The 13,837-nt window shown below is 66.9% G+C and carries 12 protein-coding genes and 1 tRNA gene; 5 read left to right on the forward strand and 8 right to left on the reverse strand.

Annotation, left to right across the window (positions count from 1 at the left end):
- Positions 1 to 2: 2 nt before the first annotated feature.
- Both AC4D2O_RS06635 and AC4D2O_RS06640 read left to right on the forward strand, forming a co-directional pair.
- Positions 3 to 1,154 (forward strand): AI-2E family transporter, encoded by a 1,152-nt coding sequence (locus tag AC4D2O_RS06635; RefSeq protein WP_490906022.1) that lies wholly within the window; start codon positions 3 to 5, stop codon positions 1,152 to 1,154.
- Positions 1,155 to 1,194: 40 nt separating this feature from the next.
- Positions 1,195 to 1,860, forward strand: a complete 666-nt coding sequence (locus tag AC4D2O_RS06640) for a GAP family protein (RefSeq protein WP_490906023.1) — start codon at positions 1,195 to 1,197, stop codon at positions 1,858 to 1,860.
- Positions 1,861 to 2,018: 158 nt separating this feature from the next.
- On the opposite strand, the gene AC4D2O_RS06645 is transcribed toward AC4D2O_RS06640, so the two are convergent.
- The 3 genes from AC4D2O_RS06645 to AC4D2O_RS06655 form a co-directional block, all read right to left on the reverse strand.
- A complete protein-coding gene (locus AC4D2O_RS06645) occupies positions 2,019 to 3,572 on the reverse strand; it encodes an alanine/glycine:cation symporter family protein (protein ID WP_490906024.1) in 1,554 nt (517 codons plus the stop codon).
- A gap of 187 nt (positions 3,573 to 3,759) precedes the next feature.
- Positions 3,760 to 5,100, reverse strand: a complete 1,341-nt coding sequence (gdhA, locus tag AC4D2O_RS06650; protein ID WP_490906025.1) for an NADP-specific glutamate dehydrogenase — start codon at positions 5,098 to 5,100, stop codon at positions 3,760 to 3,762.
- A gap of 272 nt (positions 5,101 to 5,372) precedes the next feature.
- Positions 5,373 to 6,116 (reverse strand): NADPH-dependent F420 reductase, encoded by a 744-nt coding sequence (locus AC4D2O_RS06655; protein ID WP_490906026.1) that lies wholly within the window; start codon positions 6,114 to 6,116, stop codon positions 5,373 to 5,375.
- 200 nt (positions 6,117 to 6,316) lie between these two features.
- On the opposite strand from AC4D2O_RS06655, the gene AC4D2O_RS06660 reads away from it, so the two are divergent.
- Positions 6,317 to 7,813, forward strand: coding sequence for a DHA2 family efflux MFS transporter permease subunit (locus AC4D2O_RS06660; RefSeq protein WP_490906027.1), 1,497 nt, complete (start codon positions 6,317 to 6,319; stop codon positions 7,811 to 7,813).
- Here the strand turns inward: AC4D2O_RS06660 and AC4D2O_RS06665 are convergent.
- Positions 7,810 to 8,202 (reverse strand): MerR family transcriptional regulator, encoded by a 393-nt coding sequence (locus tag AC4D2O_RS06665; protein ID WP_490906028.1) that lies wholly within the window; start codon positions 8,200 to 8,202, stop codon positions 7,810 to 7,812. The two genes, AC4D2O_RS06660 and AC4D2O_RS06665, sit on opposite strands and share 4 nt — an antisense overlap.
- Positions 8,203 to 8,360: 158 nt before the next feature.
- Here AC4D2O_RS06665 and AC4D2O_RS06670 point away from each other — a divergent pair, with 158 nt between their 5' ends.
- Positions 8,361 to 9,695, forward strand: coding sequence for an NtaA/DmoA family FMN-dependent monooxygenase (locus AC4D2O_RS06670; protein WP_490906029.1), 1,335 nt, complete (start codon positions 8,361 to 8,363; stop codon positions 9,693 to 9,695).
- A gap of 353 nt (positions 9,696 to 10,048) precedes the next feature.
- Here AC4D2O_RS06670 and AC4D2O_RS06675 read toward each other — a convergent pair.
- A tRNA-Leu gene (locus AC4D2O_RS06675) sits at positions 10,049 to 10,132 on the reverse strand.
- A 217-nt stretch (positions 10,133 to 10,349) separates the two neighbouring features.
- On the opposite strand from AC4D2O_RS06675, the gene AC4D2O_RS06680 reads away from it, so the two are divergent.
- Entirely contained in the window at positions 10,350 to 10,637 is a 288-nt protein-coding gene (locus tag AC4D2O_RS06680) for a hypothetical protein (RefSeq protein ID WP_490906030.1), read from the forward strand.
- Positions 10,638 to 10,676: 39 nt separating this feature from the next.
- Here the strand turns inward: AC4D2O_RS06680 and AC4D2O_RS06685 are convergent, their stop codons facing one another.
- From AC4D2O_RS06685 to AC4D2O_RS06695, 3 genes are all read right to left on the reverse strand, one after another.
- Positions 10,677 to 11,426, reverse strand: coding sequence for a M50 family metallopeptidase (locus tag AC4D2O_RS06685; RefSeq protein WP_490906031.1), 750 nt, complete (start codon positions 11,424 to 11,426; stop codon positions 10,677 to 10,679).
- A 5-nt stretch (positions 11,427 to 11,431) separates the two neighbouring features.
- Positions 11,432 to 12,718: a kynureninase gene (locus AC4D2O_RS06690; RefSeq protein WP_490906032.1), complete on the reverse strand. Its 1,287-nt coding sequence runs from the start codon at positions 12,716 to 12,718 to the stop codon at positions 11,432 to 11,434.
- Positions 12,719 to 12,850: 132 nt separating this feature from the next.
- Entirely contained in the window at positions 12,851 to 13,828 is a 978-nt protein-coding gene (locus tag AC4D2O_RS06695) for a trypsin-like serine peptidase (protein ID WP_490906033.1), read from the reverse strand.
- Positions 13,829 to 13,837 lie beyond the last annotated feature (9 nt).

Genomic DNA, 13,837 nt, shown 5'->3' on the forward strand with positions numbered 1-13,837 from the left:
CCATGGCGCCGGAACAACCCGCTGCCGAACCACGATCCCTGGTCCCCCGGGGCACCACGCTCCTGCTCGCCCTGGCAGGAGCGACGGTAGCGGCCTTCGGCATGGCCGCGATCAGAGGGGTCGTTAGCCCGGTGTTCCTCGCTTTCGTCCTCACCCTCTGCGTACATCCGCTTCAGACCCGGATGCACCGGCGCGGGGTTCAGCGCGGCGTGGCCACTGCCGCGTCGATCGCTGCCGTGTTCGCCCTCCTCGTCGCCTTCGCCGCCGTCCTCATCTTGGCTCTCGGGCAGTTCTCCTCGCTCCTCCCCCAGTTCGCGCCGCAGCTCGAGCGGGCCGGCGCTGCTGTCTCCGCGATGCTGGCGTCCGCCGGTTTCGGTGCGGAACAATCGGATGCGGTGCGGGAAGGGTTCACGCCCGGCCGGATCATGGGCTTCATCAACGGCCTGCTGGGCAGTGTCACAGGCATCGTGAGCGCTCTCGTGGTGGTCCTCACGATGCTGATCCTCATGGCGGTCGACGGATCTCGGGTGCCGGCACTCCTCACCTACCTGAATCCCCACCGACCGGCGCTCGTGTCTGCGCTGGTCGGGTTCGCGGCCGGGGTTCGCCGGTATATGGTCGCGACGACCGTGCTCGGGGTCGCACAGGGTGCGTTCAACTGGGTCGTGCTCGTCATCCTTCAGGTGCCCGGCGCCCTCCTCTGGGGTCTGCTCTCCTTCATCTGCAGCTTCATCCCCAACGTCGGCTATTTCATCGCCATCATTCCTCCACTGTTCTTCGGGTTCCTCAGCGGAGGCTGGCCGACCGCCGTCGGGGTCATCATCGTTTACGGGGTAATCAACAGCGCCATCCAGTCGATCATCCAGCCCAAATACATCGGCAACGCAGTGTCGCTCAGCGAGACCCTGACCTTCGTCTCGGTACTCTTCTGGGCGCTGATCCTCGGGCCGATCGGCGCCATCCTGGCCGTACCGCTCACGCTGCTCGTGCGGGCGGTCCTGATCGATGCCGACCCCACGGCGGCCTGGCGGAGGGCGATGACCGGGGACAGGACAGCTCTCGAGGAGATCCTCAAGGACGAGGACAGTGAGATCAGGACCAGGCGGGCACAATGGGGGGCACGGCGCCCGTCGCCCGGAGAGGGGAAGACATGATGTTTCCCCCTGAACTCAACAAGTACGGCGCGAGTGCGGCATGCTGAGTCTGCTGATCAGCCTTGTGCCGGTCGCGCTCGCGGGTGCAATGAGCACAGTGCCAGCCAGCGTGACCATCATCATCCTGCTCTCCCCAAGGGCCCAACGGGGTGCTCTAGCGTTCCTTATGGGGAGCGTCGTCGGCGCCGTCCTGCTCGTGGGCGGTGCGACTTTGGGACTGCGCTTCCTGCCGGTCCGGGAGAGTGCGGACCAGAACGTCACGCTGGCCGTGGTCGGCGTCACCGCGGCGGTTCTCGTGATCGCCTACGCCGTCTACGTCCTGTCGCGCAGGAGCACGACGAACAGTGCAGCGCTGGGCAGACTGCGCACCCGGGTCGCCTCGGCCCGTCCGTGGGAGTTCGTGGCCCTGGGTGTCGCCCTGAACCTGCGGCCGAAAGCGATCCTGCTCTCGCTGACCGCGGGTGCCCTCATCGGCCTTCAGGGCCTTCCGCTGCTGGCCGGGACGCTGGTGGTTCTCGGCTATGTCCTCGTTGCTCAGTCACAGATCCTCGTGCCGATCCTCCTCCAGATGCGCAGGCCCGAGCGCGCGAGCGCGATGCTGACCGGGCTGGATGCGTGGATGCAGCGCCACAGCAAGACGATCACCGGGGTCACCCTCATGGTGGTCGGGCTGTTCATCGCCGGTGTGAGTGTCGCGCGGCTCTGATGTCCAGTGCAGGGCCGGCGCAGGCGTTCCAGGGCGAGCTATCCCGTCCTGGAACGCCTGCGCGGAAGGACCCCCAAAGGGCGATCTGAGCAGAGCGTTCTGCTCTGCAGTCGTCGACCTAAACGGCCGTCACGCACCCTTCACTGACCGAGCGATGGCTACTTCTCCGCCTGGAGCTCGTCGTTCTCGATTCCGAGGATGAGGAGCTTGCCGCTCTTGCGGTCGGCGAGGTATTCACGCATCTCCCGCTTGATCACGGGGAGCAGGAAGTAGACGCCGAGCAGGTTCACGAATGCGCAGACGAACAGTGCGGCATCGGCGAAGCTGATGACCTGGCTGAACGTGAGGACACAGCCCGCAACGGTGAAGAACAGGAAGACGATCTTGTACGTGATCTCCGCCGTCTTTCCGCGACCGAACAGGAACTCCCACGCCTTGAGCCCGTAGTAGGACCAGGTGATCAGCGTGGAGTAGGCGAAGAGGACGACCGCGATGGCGAGGACGATCGGGAACCAGGGAAGGACGGTGGCGAACGCGTCCGAGGTGAGGATCACGCCGTCGGGCACGTCTCCTCCGCCCTGCACCTGGTCAATACCGGCCTGGAAGCTGGGGGCTCCCGCGATGACGATCGCGAGCGCCGTCATGGTACAGATGAGCACGGTGTCGACCAGCGGCTCGTAGAGAGCCACGAAGCCCTCGCTGACCGGGCGGCGGGTCTTCACGGCGGAGTGCGCGATGGCCGCGGAACCGATACCGGCCTCGTTGGAGAACGATGCCCGCTGGAAACCGACGATCAGCACGCCGAGGATGCCGCCCGCGATGCCCTGCGGATTGAAGGCGCCGCTGATGATGGCGCCGATCGCGGCAGGTACTTGGTCGATATTGACGATGATGACGAACAGGCATGCCAGGACGTAGATGCCGCCCATCGCCGGGACGAGACGCGACGTCGTGGCGCCGATGGACTTGATGCCGCCGAGGATCACGATGGCAACGAAGAAGGCGAGGACCAGCCCGAAGATGAGGGCGGCTCCGGCGCTGCCAAGGAAGCCGTCGGCACCACCCGTGACGTTCTGCACCTGAGCGAACGTCTGGTTGGCCTGGAACATGTTGCCGCCGGCGATGCCGAAGATGAGGATCGCGACGGCGAAGATCCCGGTGAGGATCTTCGCCGGGATGCGGCCGAGCTTGTGGAAGGCGATGGGGAGGTACTTGAAGGGACCGCCGCTGACAGTGCCGTCCTCGTGGACCTCGCGGTACTTCACGCCGAGCGTACACTCGGCGAATTTTGTCGCCATGCCGATGAGTCCGGCACAGATCATCCAGAACGTGGCCCCTGGGCCACCGAGGGCCATCGCCGCACCCACGCCGGCGATGTTGCCGAGCCCGACAGTGCCGGAGAGCGCCGATGTGAGCGCCTGGAAGTGAGGCACCTCGCCTGGGTCGTTCTTCGAGGAGTAGCGACCGCGGACCACCTCGTACCCGACCTTGAGGCCGCGCAGCTGCGGGACCCCGAAGTAGATCGTGAAGATGATGCCGGCGAGGATGAGCCACGCCACCACGGCGGGGAAACTGACATCCCCGATCGTGATCGGGAAGAACACGATGCTGGAGAAGATCTCGGTGGGCTTCGCGAAAGCCGTGTTGATTGCCTCATCGATGGCTGCGAGCCACCCGACGTCCTCGGCAACCGTCGTTTTGGGAAGTGTCATCTGAATGTGCATTCGTCAACTGAACCGCGTTCGGCCTGTGAAGGCAATCACACCGTGAACCTGCACTCCGAATGTGGCGCGACTGTAACGCTTTGCTTTCATCCTGTAGGAGGCCACCGAACGATGTACTGCACGAACTCCTGACACCCTCGTCCGGTCCCTGCCGGACTGGATGGACCCGGCGACGTCAAACCACTCCGAGCGCAAGCATGGCGTCCGCGACCTTCACGAAGCCGCTGATATTGGCGCCTGCTACATAGTCTCCCGGGAGGCCGTACTCCTCCGCTGTCGCCGCGCACCTGTCATGGATGCCCACCATGATCTCGGTGAGGCGCTGTTCGGTGTGTTCGAAGGTCCAGGAATCGCGGCTGGCGTTCTGCTGCATCTCCAGTGCGGAGGTTGCAACACCACCGGCGTTGGCAGCCTTGCCGGGACCGAACAGCACACCGGCCTGCTGGAAGGCTTCGACGGCCTGAGGAGTGCACGGCATATTCGCCCCTTCTGCAACCGCCAGCACCTCGGAGCGGATGAGCGCCCCTGCTGCTGCTTCGTCGAGTTCATTCTGCGTCGCGCACGGCAGGGCGACGGTCGCACCTACATCCCAGATCGACCCACCCGCTACGAAGTGCGCACCAGATCCTCGACGCCGCGCGTACTCGGAGATCCGTCCGCGCTCATGCTCCTTCACCTCACGCAGCAGGTCCACATCGACGCCCGCCTCGTCCACGACATATCCGGAGGAGTCCGAACAGGCGACGACGCTCGCACCGAAGTGCTGTGCCTTCGCAATGGCGTGAACAGCGACGTTGCCCGAACCGGACACGATGACCCGCTGTCCCTCGAAGTCGAGTCCCTGCGCCCGAAGCATCTCACGAGCGAACAAGACCGCTCCGTAACCTGTCGCCTCCGGACGGACCAGTGATCCTCCCCAACTGATCCCCTTGCCGGTCAGCACCCCTGACTCATACCGGTTCGTGATCCTCTTGTACTGCCCGAACAGGTAACCGATCTCCCGTCCGCCGACCCCGATATCACCGGCGGGGACGTCTGTGTATTCGCCGATATGCCGGTACAACTCCGTCATGAAGGACTGGCAGAACCGCATGACCTCCGCATCCGACTTGCCCTTGGGGTCGAAATCCGAGCCGCCCTTTCCCCCGCCGATCGGCATCCCGGTGAGCGCATTCTTGAAGACCTGCTCGAAACCGAGGAACTTCACGATCCCCAGGTACACCGAGGGGTGAAATCGCAGGCCGCCCTTGAAAGGTCCCAAGGCGGAATTGAACTCCACCCGGAACCCGCGGTTGATCTGCACGGTCCCGGCATCATTGACCCAGGGAACCCGGAAGATGATCTGCCGCTCGGGTTCGCACAACCGCTCCAGCACCGCCGCATCGACGAACTCGGGGTGTTTTCTCAACACCGGCCCCAGTGAGTCGAAGACCTCGACCACAGCCTGATGGAACTCCGTCTCACCCGGGTTACGCCGGAACACCTGATCGCGCACAGCAGACAATGCCGAATCCATGACACCCACCGATCTCTAGAACGGGGTCCTCCGCGGGGCGAAGGACGAGCACTTCCCTGGCGCATCTGCAGCACGAGAGGCCGCAGACCAGCAGGTCCTGAGTGCACCGTACATCCTGAAGTCCCCACCGGCAGCCACTTCGTTCCACCACCCGATCTTGCGCAGATGAACTACCGACCGAACCGTACGATCCATGAGAAACACGATCGAAGGATCTGTGTTCTGTCATCCAGATCCTGCGTGATCACGGCGGCGAGCTGCAGCGAAGCCGGTCAGCCTCGCCAGGCGTAGGTCGTTCGGTTGAGGGCGACGATGTCATCGGTGGTGAGCGAGTCGAACTTCTCGCCGATGGTCGCCATGGCCTGATCACGCCGACCGGGCAGGACGTCCCTGTCCGCGCGAGCCAGGGCGTCGGGAAGCTCGTCACGGGTGAGTTCGGTGCAGTAGGCGGGCGCACCGGGTTGCTGGCGCCAGGAATCAGAAAGACGGCCGGCGTAGACGGCATCGAAGCCGGTTTCCTCCACCAGGCTCATCGCAGTCTGCTGATCCGCCTCGTGGTCGGCTGCCACGGGGATGGCGAGACGGCCTGGTTGTCCTGCTGCGAGCCCTTTGGCTTCGAAGGTCCCGGAGAGGATCGCGTTCCACGCTTTCACGACGGGACGGCCGATCTGCTCGGCGACCCAGACACTTTCGGCCTGTCCCTCATCGAGGGCCTGTAGCTGCCCGTCCCTGGCTGGGTAGTAGTTCGACGTGTCGATGACGACGACATCCGCGGGAAGCTCTGCGACGAGGGGCTTGATCGCCGGCATGGCGCTGAGCGGGATCGAAGTGATGAGGACCTCGACGTCGTGCACCACGCTGGACGCTTCGACTGCAGTCGCGCCTGTCGCGAGGACGTCGGAGTCGATCGTCTCCGGCCCGCGCGAGTTGGCGACCTTGACCTCGTGGCCTGCTGCAGCGAGCTTGCGTGCCAGCGTCGAACCGATTGAGCCTGCGCCGAGAATGCCGATTCTCATGAAAATCCTTCCGTGGAGTGACTGAGCACTCCCAGTGTCCAACCTTCCAGCAGTGTCAAGGTCAAGGAGCGACACCGAATGCACCGCACTCCGCAGAGTGCAGTCCGTCACATCCGCTCGGCGAACTTGACCTTCACACTAGTGGCAAGGTTGCACGATGATCTGGTGACTTCCCCATTCACGCCTTTCAGGAGAGCCCAATGTCGATAGCCAGTCCGAACGAGTCCACGCTGGAAACCGCCTCCCCTGGGCCGGCCGTCGGCACCCCTGCGGCTCCATTCGAAGACCGGTTGGCCCCGGGTAGCGCGATGATCATCGGGCTGCTGATGGTCTCGACCTTCGTCGTCCTGCTGAACGAGATGATGCTCGGCGTTGCCCTGCCGACACTGATCACCGATCTGGACATCACTCCGACGACCGGTCAGTGGCTGACGACGGGATACCTGCTGACCCTGGCCGTGCTCATTCCCGCCACCGGGTTCGTGATGCGCAGGTTCCACACCCGCACGATCTTCCTGGCTTCCATGACGCTGTTCCTGATCGGGACGGCCATCGCTGTGATCGCTCCTGGCTTCGGCGTGCTCTTCGCCGGCCGGATCATTCAGGCAATCGGTACTGCGGTGTTCGTACCCCTGCTGATCACGACGACCATGCGCCTGGTGCCGGTCTCGCGGCGGGGCAGGATGATGGCCCTCGTCACGGCGGTCCCGGCGATCGCGCCGGCCGTCGGGCCCGCACTCTCCGGGTTGATCCTGTCCCAGCTTTCCTGGCGGTGGCTGTTCATCCTCATGCTGCCGATCATCGTCGCGACACTGGTTCTCGCGGCCGTGAAGCTGCGGAACGTCACCGTACCTGAGCGGGTGACCCTGGACGTGGTGTCCGTGCCGCTGTCGATCATCGGGTTCGGCGGACTGGTCTTCGGGCTGGCAGCCATCGGCGAATCCGTCTCCGGCCACGCACCGGTCTCCCCCGCCATCCCGATCCTCATCGGTCTCATCGGCGTGGGCGCGTTCGTCCACCGTCAGGTCCGCCTGCAGCGCTACCGGGACCCGTTCCTGGACATGCGGATCTTCAGGACGCGCTCCTACGTCCTACCCACGATCGTCATGACCTTCGTCGCGATGAACGGCTTCGGCGTCGTCCTCGTCCTGCCCCTCATCCTCACGGCCGTCCTCGGACTGGACACCCTGCAGATGGGCCTGTTCCTCTTCCCTGGCGGGGCGATGATCGCGATCGTCTCCGCGCTCGGCGGACGCATCTACGACAGGGTCGGACCGAAGCCCCTGGCGATCCCCGGCTCGATCATCTGGGCGGCGGCCATCTGGTCCCTGACCACCATCGACGAGAACACCAGCGTCTGGCTGGCCCTGGGCACCTACCTGGTGATCACCGGAACGCAGGCACTGATGTGGGCCCCCATGACCACCTCGGCCCTCGGCTCGCTGCCCACCGAGCTGTACGCCCACGGCACGGCGGCGTTCTCCACCGTCCAGCAGTTGGCCGGAGCCGCGGGAGGCGCGATCCTCATCTCCGCCTTCACCATCGGCGCGAACGTCACCCAGACAGGCGCCCTCAGCATCACGCAGGGCATCGACGCCGGACAGGCGGCCTTCACCGTCGCCGCGATCCTCGCCCTCGGTGCGGTCATCGGCACCCTGTTCGTCAGCAAGGCCCCACCCGCACCAGACGAAAGCTAGCCGGCGTTGGACGTCCGGCGTGGAGAAACGGTGGCACTGTCGATCGCTTCGATGTACCGGGTGATCGAGTCCCGGTTGTGGATCAGGAAGTCGATCTTTTCGGTCATGCGGTCCCGCTCCGTCACCAGCAGCTCCCGCAACCCGGGTTCGGCGTTCCTCACGACGATGGCCTGCGGCTGGTCCAGGCACGGCAGGATGTCCGAGATGATCCGCGTCGGGATCCCGGAATCGACCAGCCCACGGATCTTCCGCACCCGATCGACCAGGTACTCGTCATATGTCCGGTACCCGTTCTCCAGGCGACGAGGTGAGATCAGGCCCTGTTCCTCGTAATACCGCAGCATCCGGGAAGGAACCCCGGTCATCTTCGCCAGCTCACCAATACGCATACGACCTCCTGGGTCCCGATGCTTCACACGGGTTAGACCTTCACACTAATGGCAACGTTGAGATCGGCCAAACGACCAGGAACGACAGTGTCGGCTTGCACCGCGAGCGGCACCGGAAACAGAACCGCACACGAACGACAGCAGGACGAGGAGAAGCAATGACCAAGCCACAGATGATCCTGGGCATGCACCTGGGCAACGGATACGGATCACAGAGCTCAGCCTGGCGCGCCCCCGGCGTCGATCCGGCGAACTACGCGAGCTTCGATGCGCAGGTCCGCTACGCGCAGGCCGCAGAACGCGGAAAAATCGCCTTCCTGTTCCTTCCGGACTTCCCCGGCCTGCAGGCCGACGTGGACCACGAGGCACCACAGATCACGCTCGATCCCATGATGACCCTCGCGGCGATCGCCCGGGCCACCGAGCGCATCGGCCTCGTCGCCACCGGTTCCACGACCTTCAACGAGCCCTTCACCATCGCCCGCCAGTTCAAGGCCCTGGATGTGATGAGCCACGGCCGTGCCGGATGGAACGCGGTCACGACCAGCGACCCGAACGCTGCAGCGAACTTCGGCCAAGCCGTCGCGCCCCGGCCGCAGCGATACCAGCGCGCCCACGAAACCATCCAGATCGCCCAGGCCCTCTGGGGGAGCTGGCAGCAGGACGCATGGGTCAAGGACCAGAAGACCGGTCGGTTCGCCCACCCCGAGAAGATCCAGCCCATCAGCATGCAGCGCGAGTACGTCGCCTCCCGCGGGCCGCTGCCGATCCCGCCATCGGAACAGGGCCAGCCCGTCATCTTCTCCGCCGGAGGAGGCGCGAACGGTCTCGACCTGGCCGGACGCTACGCCAACGGGGTCATCGGCGCCACGTTCACCATCCACGATGCCCGCAAGCAACGCCAGGCCTACCGTGACGCCGCCCGCCGGGCAGGACGGAACCCGGATGAGATCAAGTTCTTCGCCGGGGTCATGCCCGCCATCGGCAAGACCAAACGTGCCGCCCTGGACCGACGCGTCCAGCTGGGTGAGTTCACAGCAGCATCCCGCGTCCCCTACCTCGGCTCGATGCTGAACCTCCAGCTCGATGCCGGCCAGCTCGACCAACCCCTCACGACCGCCCAGCTGGCGGTCGCATCCCCGAGCCCGTTCGATCCCCGCTCCGCACGGGCGCTGGAGGTCGCGCGCGAAGGATGGACCATCCGCGACATCCTCGCCCACGGCGTCATCGACTACCACCCCACCCCCGTGGGGAAGGCATCCGTCACCGCGGACCATATGCAGGAATGGTTCGACGCCGGCGCCTGCGACGGGTTCTGGGTCTCCATCGACATCAACGAAGACGGCATCGACACCTTCGTCGACGAGGTCGTCCCTCTCCTGCAGGACCGCGGCATCTACCACCACGAGTACGACGGCACCACGCTCCGCGACCACCTCGGCGCCCCCGGGCAATACGGACTGGACCCACGCCTCACGGATCCCGCCACCTGACAACCACCAGGACCGCTACGGAGACAGCAGCAACGCGAGCGACAGCATCATGAAGACCAGCACCACCTACCCCCGAATCCGCGCCCCCCCTCCCGCCATCGACGGCTTCACCCTGAGCTGGCGGGCAGGCCCGCTCTCGGAAGCGGAACTCGATGGCATGACCTCGACGGGCTGCCTGCAAGGCCGGAGGCAGGCCGTCCGGCCGTTCTTGCGGGGTCTCTTCCTGGGTCTGTCCCGCAGATCACGCTGCGAACCGCAGGGCCACGGCTGGCCGAACTCGGCACTCGCCTGGTCGAGCAGCACTCCCGTGATCGAGGGCACAAAAAAACCCCGGCGAACCGGGGTTTTCTTTGTGCGCGGAGGGGGACTTGAACCCCCACCCTCAATAAGAGGACTAGCACCTCAAGCTAGCGCGTCTGCCATTCCGCCACCCGCGCGGGTGGTTTTTCACCGTACAAACCGGTGAAAGCAACGAGAAAGACTCTAGCACGACTCCTGCCCGGTTGTTGAATCGGCCGGCGCCCGGGGTGGGCCGACGCCGTCGTCCCGGTGGCAACCGGCACGACATCCCGTCGCGGGGCTTTCCGGCGCCCGGGGCGTGCGTATGCTGTTTTTCAACACCGCCGAAGCGCCGGCCTGACGGCGCCCGAGTGCATGGAGTTGGACGACGTGGACGAGACGAACCCCGACCAGGAGCAGTACGCCCTGACGTATGACGCGATGAAGCGCGCCAACATCTCCCCCGGCGAGCTCTGGATGCACTACTTCGGCATGGGCGGCGGCGTGGACGAGTACGAGGTCAACGCGTACCTGCACGGCCTGATCGAGCTGCCCGACCACGAGCGGGACTGCATCTCCCAGGCCGTCAACGAACTGTTCGACGACCTGTGCCGCGAGCAGGGCGCACCGTACAGCTCGGGCCATACCCGGCACTGCGACTGATCCGCCGCAGCACAGGCCGGTCGCCGGGCACCGGCAGCGTCAGCCGCGTGCAGACCGCTCTGCAATGAGCACCAGCGGCTCCACGGACTGCGCGAGCGCTGCACCGATCACGAGCGCGAACGCACCGAGCCAGACCGGTGACGGGACCCGTGTGGCGCTCTGCAGCAGGAACGCGTCGGAGGAGCCGAGGTCACGGCGTCGCGCATGGACGCGCACCACCTTGACCCAGTCCCGGCAGGAGCCGACCAGCAGCGCGAGGCCGAGGACGAGGCAGGCGTACCCGGCGGTCACGGGCCTCCCGAACCAGACGAGCGCGAGCGACGCGGCGGCGCTGCCCCCCAGGATGAGGATGCCCTGGGCGTTGCGGACCAGGACGAGCGCTGCCACCAGCACCAGCGCGCCGGCCGAGAGTGCCGCCGCGGCCCAGCCGGTGGCGGCACTCCAGACAAGGATGGCGCCGACGACGGCGGGCACGGGGTAGCCCCAGAACGTCGTGAAGGCGGCGCGCCAGCCGCGGCGCCCCCTGCTCGTGGTGGTGCCGGAATGGTCGAGGCGCAGCGTGATCCCGGTGACGCGCTGCAGGGTCAGGAGTGCCGCGGCGGCGTGGCCGAGTTCGTGCACCACGGTGACGAAGAGCCCGAAGATCCGCCATGAGCGGCGGGGCACGGACAGCGCGACGGCCACCAGCACGATCGCGACGAGCCCGGGTACTCCGACCGCCGGCGGGATCCCGCGCGTGAAGCCGTCGGTGATCCGGTCCCAGAGCAGGGCGGGGTCGGGAGGCACCACCGGCGCTACCGGCCCACCGCCGGCCCGCTGTGCCGCTGGGTGCCGGCCGTGTCCTCACCGATCTGCCCGCCTGCTTCCGCCAGGCGTGCCGCGATGGCGTCGACCGCCACCGCGATCTCGGCGAACGACGTCGAGAGCGGTGACAGGCCCAGCCGGATCCCAGCGGGGTTGCGGTAGTCGGGGATGACGCCCTCCCGCCACAGCTCGGGCACCATCGCGGAGAACGCCGGATGGTCGATGGTGATGTGGCCGCCCCGCTCCGACGCGGTGCGCGGCGAGGCGAGGACGACGCCGTACGGGGCCAGCCGCTCCTCGACAGCCTCGACGGCGAACGCCGTCAGGAGTTCCGACTTCCGGCGGACGGCCGCCATGCCCGACTCCTCGATGAGGTTCAGCATCTCGCGCATGGCCAGCATCCCGAGGATGGGCGGAGTCCCCGAGACCAGCCGGCGGATGCCGTCCGCGGGCTGGTAGGCGGAGCCCATCGCGAAGGGATCCGCGCTGCCGAGCCAGCCGAGGATCGGCTGGTCGAGGGTGGCGAGGTGGCGCTGCGCCACGTAGGCCCAGGCGGGGGCGCCGGGCCCCCCGTTGAGGTACTTGTAGCTGCAGCCGGCCGCGAAGTCGACGCCCCAGGCGTCCAGTTCCGCGGGCACCGACCCCACGGAGTGGCTGAGGTCCCACAGGACGAGGGCTCCGGCGTCATGCGCGATGGCCGTGATGGCGGGGACGTCGGCGATGAACCCCGACCGGTAGGCGACATGGCTCAGCAGCACGAGCGCGGTCCGCGGCCCCACGGCCGCCGCGACGTCCGCGGGGGTGGCGCCGCCGTCGTACGCGACGTCGATCCAGCGCAGTGTGAGCCCGCGCTCCCGTGCGATCCCCTCGACGATGAAGCGGTCCGTGGGGAAGTTGTCGCGGTCGATCACGATCTCGGTGCGGTCCGGGCGCGCAGCCACCGCCGCGCGCGCCAGCTTGTACAGCAGGACGCTCGTGGAGTCGGCCACGATGCACTGTCCGGCGTCGGCACCGAGCGTCACGCGGCCGAGCTGGTCACCGGTCCGCTGGGGCAGCTCGAGCCAGCCTTCGTCCCAGCCCCGGATCAGGCGCCCGCCCCACTGCTCCTCCACGAAGGAGGTGAGGCTGTCCACCGTGCTCGCGAGGGGGCGGCCGAGGGAGTTGCCGTCCAGGTAGGACTGCACGGCGTCGGCGCCGAGAAAGAGCTTGCGGTGGTGAGCGAGCGGGTCGGCGGTGTCGAGGTCGGCCGCGCGCGCGGCGAGGGTGGAGCCGGTCATGGCCCCAGTCTAGGCTGGCGGCTCCGGTGGCGGCCTCCGCGTCGCCCGGGAAGGCGCAGTGCCCGGACGACGGCACGGGCGGTCCCGCGAGGGGACCGCCCGTGCCGTCGTGCTGTGGGACGTCCCGCCGGCCTACCGGCTCGCCGCGGTGGAGTACGCGGCCTGGATGGAGGTGCCGAAGTACGGGCCGTACATCACGTTCGCCTGCGTGGAGTAGCCGAAGCTGTTGACCGAGTTCTGCGTACCGGCGGCACCGGATCCGACGAACCAGGGGCCGCCCGAGGACCCGCCGTTCATGTCGCACGGGATGCCCTGCGACTGGGTGCCGCCCACGCGGTCCCGCAAGGACGTGCCGGAGCAGCTGAAGAGGCGCTCGCCGTTGTAGGGCGCCGCCGCGGGGTAGCCGTACGCGGTGTAGGTGAGGTTGCGTGCCAGGTTGAAGCCGATGCTGGACGCGCCGACGGTCGCGGCGAGCGTCCTGCCGCCGAGGGTGTTGACGACCGCGAAGGCGCCGTCGTAGTTGATGTCGCCGCGCGACACCCACTCGCTGGCGGCGTGGAGCGAGCGGGCCGTCCACTTGCCGTACGGTGCCGCGCCGTTGTTGTAGGCGGGGACGAAGACGAAGTTGGTGACCCAGCCCGTCGCGACGTCGTAGGTGCAGTGGCCGGCCGTGGCGACCGTGCTCTGGTTGCCGCTCTGTACGGAGTTGGCGGAGCAGACGTAGTTCTGCCCGGCCTGCGTGAAGAAGACCTTGCCGATGCGCGAGACGGCAGGCTGGGAGATGGCCCGCGGCTGGACGACGGGCTCGCCGGGAGCCTTCGCGACCGTTTCCTGGCCGGCCTTCGGCAGGACGGAGCGCCCTTCGGAGGCCCAGCCGGAGTTGATGGTGTTCGCCGGCTTGGCGCTCCTCATGCGATCGGCGGTCCAGTACGCGTCGAGCGCCGCCTGGCTCTCGTCCTGGGTGTGGGACTGGGTGCTGGGGGTACCGGCGACGACGGCGTCGACGGAGGACCCGGCGGGTGCTGCCTGGACGGGACCTGCTGCCATCAGCGCTGATGCCATCAGGGCCGACGCCGCGATCAGGCCCGCTTTGAGACCTCGAGAGTTCACGACACTCCT

It is taken from the genome of Arthrobacter sp. TJ-238, from assembly GCF_058269215.1.